This window comes from Microcoleus sp. BM001215392, from assembly GCF_036700185.1.
Lineage (GTDB): Bacteria > Cyanobacteriota > Cyanobacteriia > Cyanobacteriales > Microcoleaceae > Microcoleus.
Genome location: NZ_JAUBOJ010000360.1, coordinates 1 through 8060 on the forward strand (window position 1 = coordinate 1; position 8060 = coordinate 8060).

Here is an 8060-nt window from a genome sequence, read left to right on the forward strand (position 1 = left end):
AATAACTTATATGCGGTCATGCTTCGCCCTCTTCCAAAACCAGATGCACCCGTTTCCAGTCGCGTTACTGGCATCGATTTAACACCGGCAATGCTAGAACAAGCCAGAATTTTGGCAGAGCAAAAAAACTTGACTAATCTCTCGTGGCTGCAAGGCGATATCGAAACGCTACCGTTTCCCGATGAGAGTTTTTCGATTGTGCTGAGTCGTTACGCTTTCCATCACTTCTTGCAGCCGGATGTTGTGCTGTCGGAGATGGTTAGGGTGTGTCGCGCGGGCGATCGCATTTTGATTGCTGATGTGGCAATGCCGCCGGAAAAAGTGGATGCTTACAACTATATTGAGAAGCTGCGCGATCCATCTCATACTCGCGCCTTGACGTTGGAAGAGTTGCCTAAATTAGTCGCAGATGCGAATCTGCAAAATGTCAAATTAGCATTTTATAAAGTAGAATTGGAGCTAGAACAGCAGTTAGCTGCTTCTTTCCCCAACCCCGGCGATGACGATAAGCTGCGACAACTTTTTAGAGAAGATATTGGTGTTGACAATCTGGGGATTGGCGCGCATTTGCGAGGCGATGCAATTCATTATGCGGTTCCCATCGCTGCGATCGTTGGCGAGAAAGCAAAGTTATATAGCAATCCTAAATGATTCAGATAAATTTGTAGGGTAGTGTTCCCGTGCCTACCCCATTGATTTTCTAAATATAAGGTGCGTCGCCAGTAATAACTCTCGCTGCTACAACTATTAATTCCAGGTACGTTGTTGCGCTGTCTTCGCTCTTTCCAATATCCCAAAAAGAGCGCTGAAGCGCAACAACGTACCTGCTCAAAAATAAAATGCTAAGTCTTTAATTATAAGAGACTATTCCATACGATCGCACCAGCAACTCCCCAAATCGAATACCTAGTTTCGATACCAACCTCCCGGTTCAACCTTCAAATCCAGCGTTGTTTTGAAATCAGCCAAATAGTTGAACATTTCCGCCCCCGCAGAATTTTCTTCATTTTTGAGTCCGCCCTGCCACACCTTTTTATCGAAGGTTCCGACAACCAAATAATCATTGCCGATCGCCTGCGGTGCGATTTTCTGCAAGGCTAACATCAATTCTGCCTCCAATTCATCTTGATGCGCCATAATTAACTCGCATTTCGAGCAGTAGCGACAGGTTTTTCCCTGTATGAGTGGGCCCAGGCCCTCAATCCAGATAAACAAAGCAAATTTCCGCAGATGTGTCAGTTTTTCACACTTCGGACATTTGCTCAACCGGATATCGCTATACGGGTTCAGCATGAAGGAATATCGAGGTTTTAATTTGCCAATGTAAGTTTTAGACTTAGCCATCGCAGTAATCCACGGAAGAATTAATGATTTAATGTTAGCAGCAAGACATTCGATCGCACATAATATGATGCAATTTTTGTTACTTTTTGTATTGGCGGGACTGTGCGAAATAGGCGGTGGCTACTTGTTTTGGCTGTGGTTGCGCGAAGGCAAAAGCCCTTCGTTAGCAGTAATTGGGATGGTTATCTTGGGGGTTTACGGAGTTCCACGCTGCAACCTGCTACTTTCGGACGCGCGTATGCGGCTTGCGGGGGCGTTTTTATTGTGCTGTCGATTCTGTGGGGCCCGATTGTCGATCGCGTTGTTCCCGATAAATACGATTTACTGGGAGGGTGGATTGCATTGCTGGGCGTTTTGGTGATTATCTACGCACCTCGCCGTTAGCAGCCGGAACCCGGGGGAATTATACCATTTTCAATTTTCAATTATTGTAGAATGCAGCGGGCTCTCGAAGTCGATCGCGCTAAATACTTGTTCGCAAAGTCGATCGGCTAAACTTAAACTTGAATTATGGCGAAGGAGCAGCTATGAAAAAAGTAGCAGTATTTGGCAACACCGGAGGCGGTAAATCCACTCTTAGCAAGAGATTATCGGACATCACTGGATTGCCACTTCATATCTTAGACAAGATTCAATATCGATCGGGCGGCGTTGAGGTTTCACAGGAAGATTATAAGCGCGCCCATCAGCAAATTTTGCAGGCTGACAGATGGATTATTGACGGCTTTGGTTGCACAGAAACCCTCTGGCTGCGACTTGATGAGGCGGATACCCTGGTTTTTATCGATCTACCGCTATACGTGCATTTCTGGTGGGTGACTAAACGACTGATCTCGGGTTACTTTAAACCGCCCGCAGGCTGGCCGGAAAACAGTCCAATATTAAAGAGTTCGATTACCAGTTACCGCGTGCTTTGGTTGTGTGACAAATATTTGAACCCAAAATATCGCGAATATATCGATCGGGCGCGAAGTACCAAAAGTGTTTATCACATCACATCGACTGAGCAGATTTCGCAATTTTTTGCATCAATTGAAAATGAGTTTAACTTTGAAGATAGTGCACCAGCCTAACGACTCAACTAAACTAAACCTGTATGTCGGACTTGAACGGGACGTGCTATAGTTGCCATTAATATTGATGTAGCACCACAATTCGGCTTTCGCCGGCGCTAAGCGATGTCTACCGAAACATTAGTTAACTGGCTCGAAGAGAGCACCGAATTAGGCATATTATCCCGCGACATTTTACAGGCGATCGCCCTGGAAATGTCCATGTCAACTTTTCCCCCGGGATTTCGAGTGGTAATCGAAGATACACCAGTCACCAATCTCTACATCCTAGAAGGGGGAGTTGCCGATCGCTACCGCCGCAAACAACCGGGCTTAATGTGGGGGAGCAGTTTGTTACCGGGGGCGATCGTCAATTTATCGGCACTCCAGCGATCGCAACCGGCAGATAGTAGAATTATTACTCGTACAGAATGTCAATTTTGGGTCATTAGTGCCGATCGCTGGCGCAGTTTGCTAGAAAAATATCCACGCATCACCGAAGCCTACGCTCAACGTTTGGCCGCGAAATTAGAGCAGCTAGAAGCAGAAATCGCCTATGAAAGAGAGCGTCAAAATGCCCTCCGCAGCTATCTAGTACCGCAGGCGAAACGGGGAGTCATCGGGAATAGCCGTTATGCGGTAAAATTGCGCCAACAAATTCGGGCTGCATCGAGTGACGAGCGATCGGTATTAATTTCTGGCGAACCAGGTTTAGAAAAGGATAATTTAGCTGCTTTAATTCATTTCGGTTCCAATCGTCGCAGCCAGCCAGTTATTCAGCTAAAAAGTGCCTTGCTTCAGACAAACGGAGCCGAATTATTCGGGCGTTTGGGCAGTAAACCGGGACTGCTGGAATGGTTGGGAGAAGGCACGTTAATTTTAAATGACGTTCAAGAATTACCAGCTCAATTAAGCCCCCAAATTCAGCAACTATTAACCGAGGGAACCTATACACCAGTTGTCAGAGAAGGACAAATACCGCCGCCACCGCGTTCTAGCAATGCCCGGATAATTTTAATCTCAGAAATCGTCCAACCCCAGCTAGATAAGCTGACGCAACACAAGATTAAAGTCCCGTCATTGCGGGTGCGCAAAGAAGATTTAGAGGCACAAGTTAACTATTATCTCAACATCTTTTCTCGCCAAAAAAAATTAGTCAAGCCCCAAGTCACGCCGGAAGCAATTCGCCGCTTGCAAACCTACGATTTTCCCGGGAACTTGCAGGAATTGCAGGGAATGGTCGATCGCGCTTTAGCTCAAGCACAGGGAAGTCAGGTATTAACAGAAGAAGTCTTTTGGGCGCAGGCGACAAAGCAACAAAAATTTAGACTCAATTTATTCAAGATATATCCCAAATTTCGGCAATTTTTACGGAGCGATTGGTATCCCGATCGCGTGAATTATTGGTTTACTACGTGGGTATTTGCATTGGTAGTAACTATCCTGTTTGTTGCTCCCCAAGATCGACAGCATAATTTTGCCCTAAATATCTTTTGGGCTTGGTGGTGGCCGTTAATTTTATTATTATTCCCCATCATCGGGCGATTGTGGTGCGCTTTTTGTCCATTTATGATTTATGGAGAAATCGTCCAGAAACTATCGCTGAAAATTTTCCCGCGCACTCTCAATAAATGGCCGCGCCAACAAGCCGAAAAATGGGGTGGCTGGTTTCTCTTCGGATTATTTACTCTAATATTTCTGTGGGAAGAGTTGTGGAATTTAGAAAATACCGCCTATTTATCCAGTTGTTTGTTATTGCTAATTACGGCGGGCGCGGTAATTTTTTCGCTGATATTCGAGAGGCGGTTTTGGTGTCGTTATTTATGCCCGATCGGCGGCATGAATGGATTATTTGCTAAACTCTCAATTATCGAACTGCGCGCCCAACAGGGAACCTGCGCGGCAGAATGCAGCACCTACCATTGCTATAAAGGTGGCGAAGGTTTTGGGGAAGGATTAACTACTAATGGATGTCCAGTTTATTCCCATCCCGCGCAATTAACCGATAATAAAGATTGCGTCTTGTGCATGACTTGCTTGAAAGCTTGTCCGCATCGATCGGTAGAATTAAATTTGCGCCCTCCCGGCATTGAATTGTGGACTACCCACGTTCCCCACGGTTATGAAGTTGCCCTATTATTTCTATTATTAGGCGGAATTTATATCCACCGCTTACCGGAAATAAATAGTTTGTTGGGGCTGGGCATCAATTTAGAACAATTTTTGCCTCATTTAGGACTGTCAATCGCGGTGTTAATGATCCCGCCGATGATTCCGTTAGTTGCCTATGCAGTCATGCAAGCAATTTATCGATTGGGAAAAGCAGAAACTATCCCATTTAAAATTACTAAACCCCTTTCATTTGTCTGTCTCGCCTACGGATATCTACCTCTAGTTTGGGGCGGTAGTTTGGCTCACTATTGGCGATTGGGTTTGCAGGAAGGCGGGCGAGTGATTCCCGTAACTTTTGCGACTTTCGGACAAATTAGAGATGATTTGCCGAGTTTTGTCGGAGATCCGGCGGTGATTAGTTTCTTGCAAGGTCTAACTTTAATTGTGTCATTGTTGGTGACGATATTTGTGACTCAGAAAATTGCCAAGCGCTCGATTAAATCTTTGATTCCTCAGCATTTAGCGAGTTTGTGTTTGATGGTGAGTTTGTGGTATGCGATCGTGGGAAATTAATGTAAAATAAAACAAGGATGATTGACTATGACTTCACAACTTCAACAAGCGATCGATCTTGCTCAGTCCCTGTCATTGACAGAACAACTTGAACTACTTAAAACACTATCCGCTATTATTCAACGCACCCATTCTCTGGAAACTCAAGCTGCAATAACAGAGGAAGATACAGATTTTTCAATAGCAAGCTTTCGCCAATCTTGGCAGCAAGCCATAACCGAACAAACTTTACCCCTTGCTCAACTGTGGGAGGGAATCGACGTTGACTGATTCTCCCCTTGTTGAGATTCGTCTCACACCTGAATTTCAGCGAAAATTGAAAAACCTCGCCAAGAAATACCGGCAAATTCCAACCGATATTCAACCTGTGCTTGAACAATTACAAGTTGGAGATTTTCTGGGAGATAGAATCCCTGACATTGGCTTCCCAGTTATGAAGGTGCGGATTAGAAACAGCGATACTCAAAAAGGTAAGAGTGGTGGTTATCGCCTAATTTACTGGATTTCATCAACCACGCTGATTGTTTTACTGGACATTTACTCAAAATCAGAGCGCGAAGACATTGAGATAGAGGAGATTCGTCAAATTATCAAAGGGTTCAGCACAACTCCTGAAGAAACAGATGCTTGAGTTTTTTCGTTTTAATCACGCAAGTAAGCCAGCTTGAAGCAAACTATGTCAATACCGAAAAAAGGAACAAGAAAAATCCTTGTTGACGGGGAGCCTTTCATCTGGCTCATCCGCAGACAAGCTACTAATATTCAAGCAGAATCCGGCTGCGGAAATCTTCATGTTGCTGTCGAACACGCTGAAAAACCAGGCTCGGCATTAGTTATTATCACCGATCGCCCTCATCCTCAAGGTTGGAGTCGAACTAACTGTGAATTTATACCGGTAAAACCTGCTGAGGGAGCACCACCAGAGGTAAAAGTATGGCAGATCATCTCGACGCAAGAAGTTCAATCAGTAACACCCTCTGATGTAGGACAATGGATACGGCAAGCGGTGCAACTTGGATGGGCGCCTAGGCGATCTGGAATAACTTTTCACGTGCAGATTGCAGGGGAGTGCATGGAAAAAATATAATGCTTTATGCTGTTGCCCAACATAAAGCATTATATTAAAGCTAATTCAGTTGATTTGGTAAATGTAAACATCGTCTGAAAGTTAAAAGTGTATAATTAAGTTGACAACGACAGAGAACTGCGATGACTATTCTGAAACCCCGTTATAGCAAGCAAGAGTTTGCACGACTTGGCGATGAGATATACGATCGCATAGTGCGATCGCAAGTTGAGCCGAGTAACAAAGGTAAAATTGTGGCGATCGATATTGAGACATCTGCATGGGAGATCGATAGTAACGAGATAGTTGCCTGTAGCCGACTCCGAACAAAGTACCCCACTGCTCAGATATGGATCGTGCGCGTTGGTTCAACCTATGTCCGTCGTTTTGGTGCCGGTCGCATCCAAAAAGCAAAATGATTACAGGAGTAGTTAACGGCGATTATGAACCAATTCTTCGCATATCCATCTACAGCAGTAACGGTGAACTATACGAGCGAGATGCTGTTGTAGATACGGGTTTTAATGGCTGGCTATCTTTACCACCAGATTTGGTTGTTATTTTAGGATTGCCTTGGCAGAGACGAGGACGGGCAATACTAGCTGACGGCAGTGAGAGTATATTTGATATCTATGAAGCAACTATTCTCTGGGATGGTCAGCCAGTTACTATACCAATTGATGAAGCTGATTCAGATCCACTTATTGGTATGTCATTGATGGATGGCTACCAGCTAACAATTCAGATTGTAGACAGCGGTATCGTGACTCTCAAAAAAATATAAAGTATAACAAATTACTACGCTCGATGCTGGGCAACAAAGTTGACAAAGGACGCTAATTGTGATAATGATATTTACACATTCAAATATATAGTTATCGACGCACTCCAAAAAAAGAAACCGGGTTTTCAACCGAGATAGAGGGCCTCAAGCAAGTATTTGGATAAAAACCCGGTTGTCGATCGCCACCCGTGCGCCCAGGACTAATCTCCCAAAAATTGTCAAAAATAATTTATTAAATATAAAAAAAAATCCCGAACTTATGAGCGACTCATCAACCCGGCCAGCCAGAATTACCAAAGTTATCCCCGACAGCATCTGCGCCGAAATGGGATTTGATGCCGGAGACTCGATCGTCGCCATCAACGGCCAAAAACCCAGAGACTTGATCGACTATCAATTCCTGTGCGCCGATGAATTTCTGGAACTAGAAGTTTTAGATGCTAAAGGTAAAACTCACAAGTTAGAAATAGAAAAAGACTATGACGAAGACTTGGGTGTGGAATTTGAAACGGCCCTCTTCGACGGACTAATTCAGTGTAACAATCGCTGCCCTTTTTGCTTTATTGACCAGCAGCCTCCGGGAAAGCGCGAAACTCTCTATCTCAAAGATGATGACTACCGCCTCAGCTTTCTTTATGGCAGCTATCTCACTCTCACCAATCTGACGGAAAAAGAATGGAACCGCATCGAACAAATGCGGCTTTCTCCTCTCTATGTTTCCGTGCACGCTACGGAACCGGATGTGCGGATTCGGTTGTTGAAAAATTTTCGCGCTGGGAAGATTCTCGAACAAATCAAATGGTTTCAAGAGCGGCGCTTGCAAATTCACGCTCAAGTTGTGGTTTGTCCGGGGATTAATGATGGCGAACATTTGGAACGCACTTTGTTGGATTTGGCAAAGTTTCATACTGGAAATATCCCGGCTGTGGCTTCGGTGGCTGTGGTGCCGGTGGGTTTGACTCGCTTTCGTCCTGCGGAAGATGAATTAATTGCTGTAACTGCCGAAAAAGCGCGGGAAGTTATCGCGCAAGTGCAGAAAATTCAAGAGGTTTTGAGTGGGGGGAAAGGTGGTAAAAAGGCGAATAAAAAAAGTTTAAAATTCACCCCCCCCAGCCCCCCCTTACTAAGG

General features: G+C 44.8%; 10 protein-coding genes and 1 pseudogene. 10 read left to right on the forward strand and 1 reads right to left on the reverse strand.

Annotated features, from left to right (window positions below; all coding sequences use genetic code 11):
• A partial coding sequence (locus tag QT974_RS27630) for a class I SAM-dependent methyltransferase (RefSeq protein ID WP_333471603.1) occupies positions 1-651 on the forward strand: 651 nt, incomplete at its 5' end.
• A gap of 255 nt (positions 652-906) precedes the next feature.
• Here the strand turns inward: QT974_RS27630 and QT974_RS27635 are convergent.
• The gene (locus QT974_RS27635; RefSeq protein ID WP_333471604.1) at positions 907-1137 is read right to left on the reverse strand and encodes a hypothetical protein; all 231 of its coding nucleotides are present in this window, start codon (positions 1135-1137) and stop codon (positions 907-909) included.
• A gap of 274 nt (positions 1138-1411) precedes the next feature.
• On the opposite strand from QT974_RS27635, the pseudogene QT974_RS27640 reads away from it, so the two are divergent.
• The 9 genes and pseudogenes from QT974_RS27640 to QT974_RS27680 form a co-directional block, all read left to right on the forward strand.
• Positions 1412-1728: pseudogene (locus QT974_RS27640) on the forward strand (YnfA family protein).
• Between the two features lie 143 nt (positions 1729-1871).
• Complete coding sequence (locus QT974_RS27645; RefSeq protein WP_333471605.1) at positions 1872-2417, forward strand: adenylate kinase; 546 nt, start codon at positions 1872-1874, stop codon at positions 2415-2417.
• A 105-nt stretch (positions 2418-2522) separates the two neighbouring features.
• Positions 2523-5081: a sigma 54-interacting transcriptional regulator gene (locus tag QT974_RS27650; protein ID WP_333471606.1), complete on the forward strand. Its 2559-nt coding sequence runs from the start codon at positions 2523-2525 to the stop codon at positions 5079-5081.
• A 27-nt stretch (positions 5082-5108) separates the two neighbouring features.
• Positions 5109-5351 carry a hypothetical protein gene (locus tag QT974_RS27655; protein WP_333471607.1) on the forward strand — a complete coding sequence of 81 codons (243 nt, stop codon included), beginning with the start codon at positions 5109-5111 and terminating at the stop codon, positions 5349-5351.
• A complete protein-coding gene (locus tag QT974_RS27660; protein WP_333471608.1) occupies positions 5344-5712 on the forward strand; it encodes a type II toxin-antitoxin system RelE family toxin in 369 nt (122 codons plus the stop codon). Before QT974_RS27655 ends, QT974_RS27660 begins: the two co-directional genes overlap by 8 nt.
• Before the next feature lie 45 nt (positions 5713-5757).
• Complete coding sequence (locus QT974_RS27665) at positions 5758-6168, forward strand: hypothetical protein (RefSeq protein WP_333471609.1); 411 nt, start codon at positions 5758-5760, stop codon at positions 6166-6168.
• Between the two features lie 122 nt (positions 6169-6290).
• Positions 6291-6566 carry a hypothetical protein gene (locus tag QT974_RS27670; protein ID WP_293183895.1) on the forward strand — a complete coding sequence of 92 codons (276 nt, stop codon included), beginning with the start codon at positions 6291-6293 and terminating at the stop codon, positions 6564-6566.
• Complete coding sequence (locus QT974_RS27675) at positions 6563-6931, forward strand: clan AA aspartic protease (RefSeq protein WP_333471610.1); 369 nt, start codon at positions 6563-6565, stop codon at positions 6929-6931. Before QT974_RS27670 ends, QT974_RS27675 begins: the two co-directional genes overlap by 4 nt.
• 259 nt (positions 6932-7190) lie before the next feature.
• On the forward strand, positions 7191-8060 hold an 870-nt coding region (locus QT974_RS27680), incomplete at its 3' end, for a DUF512 domain-containing protein (RefSeq protein ID WP_333471611.1).

Excerpts from the sequence above, each read along its gene's own strand:
- QT974_RS27635 (WP_333471604.1), bottom strand. The coding sequence starts at position 1,137 with ATGGCGCATCAAGATGAATTGGAGGCAGAATTGATGTTAGCCTTGCAG.
- QT974_RS27645 (WP_333471605.1), top strand. The coding sequence starts at position 1,872 with ATGAAAAAAGTAGCAGTATTTGGCAACACCGGAGGCGGTAAATCCACT.
- QT974_RS27650 (WP_333471606.1), top strand. The coding sequence starts at position 2,523 with ATGTCTACCGAAACATTAGTTAACTGGCTCGAAGAGAGCACCGAATTA.
- QT974_RS27655 (WP_333471607.1), top strand. The coding sequence starts at position 5,109 with ATGACTTCACAACTTCAACAAGCGATCGATCTTGCTCAGTCCCTGTCA.
- QT974_RS27665 (WP_333471609.1), top strand. The coding sequence starts at position 5,758 with ATGTCAATACCGAAAAAAGGAACAAGAAAAATCCTTGTTGACGGGGAG.
- QT974_RS27670 (WP_293183895.1), top strand. The coding sequence starts at position 6,291 with ATGACTATTCTGAAACCCCGTTATAGCAAGCAAGAGTTTGCACGACTT.
- QT974_RS27675 (WP_333471610.1), top strand. The coding sequence starts at position 6,563 with ATGATTACAGGAGTAGTTAACGGCGATTATGAACCAATTCTTCGCATA.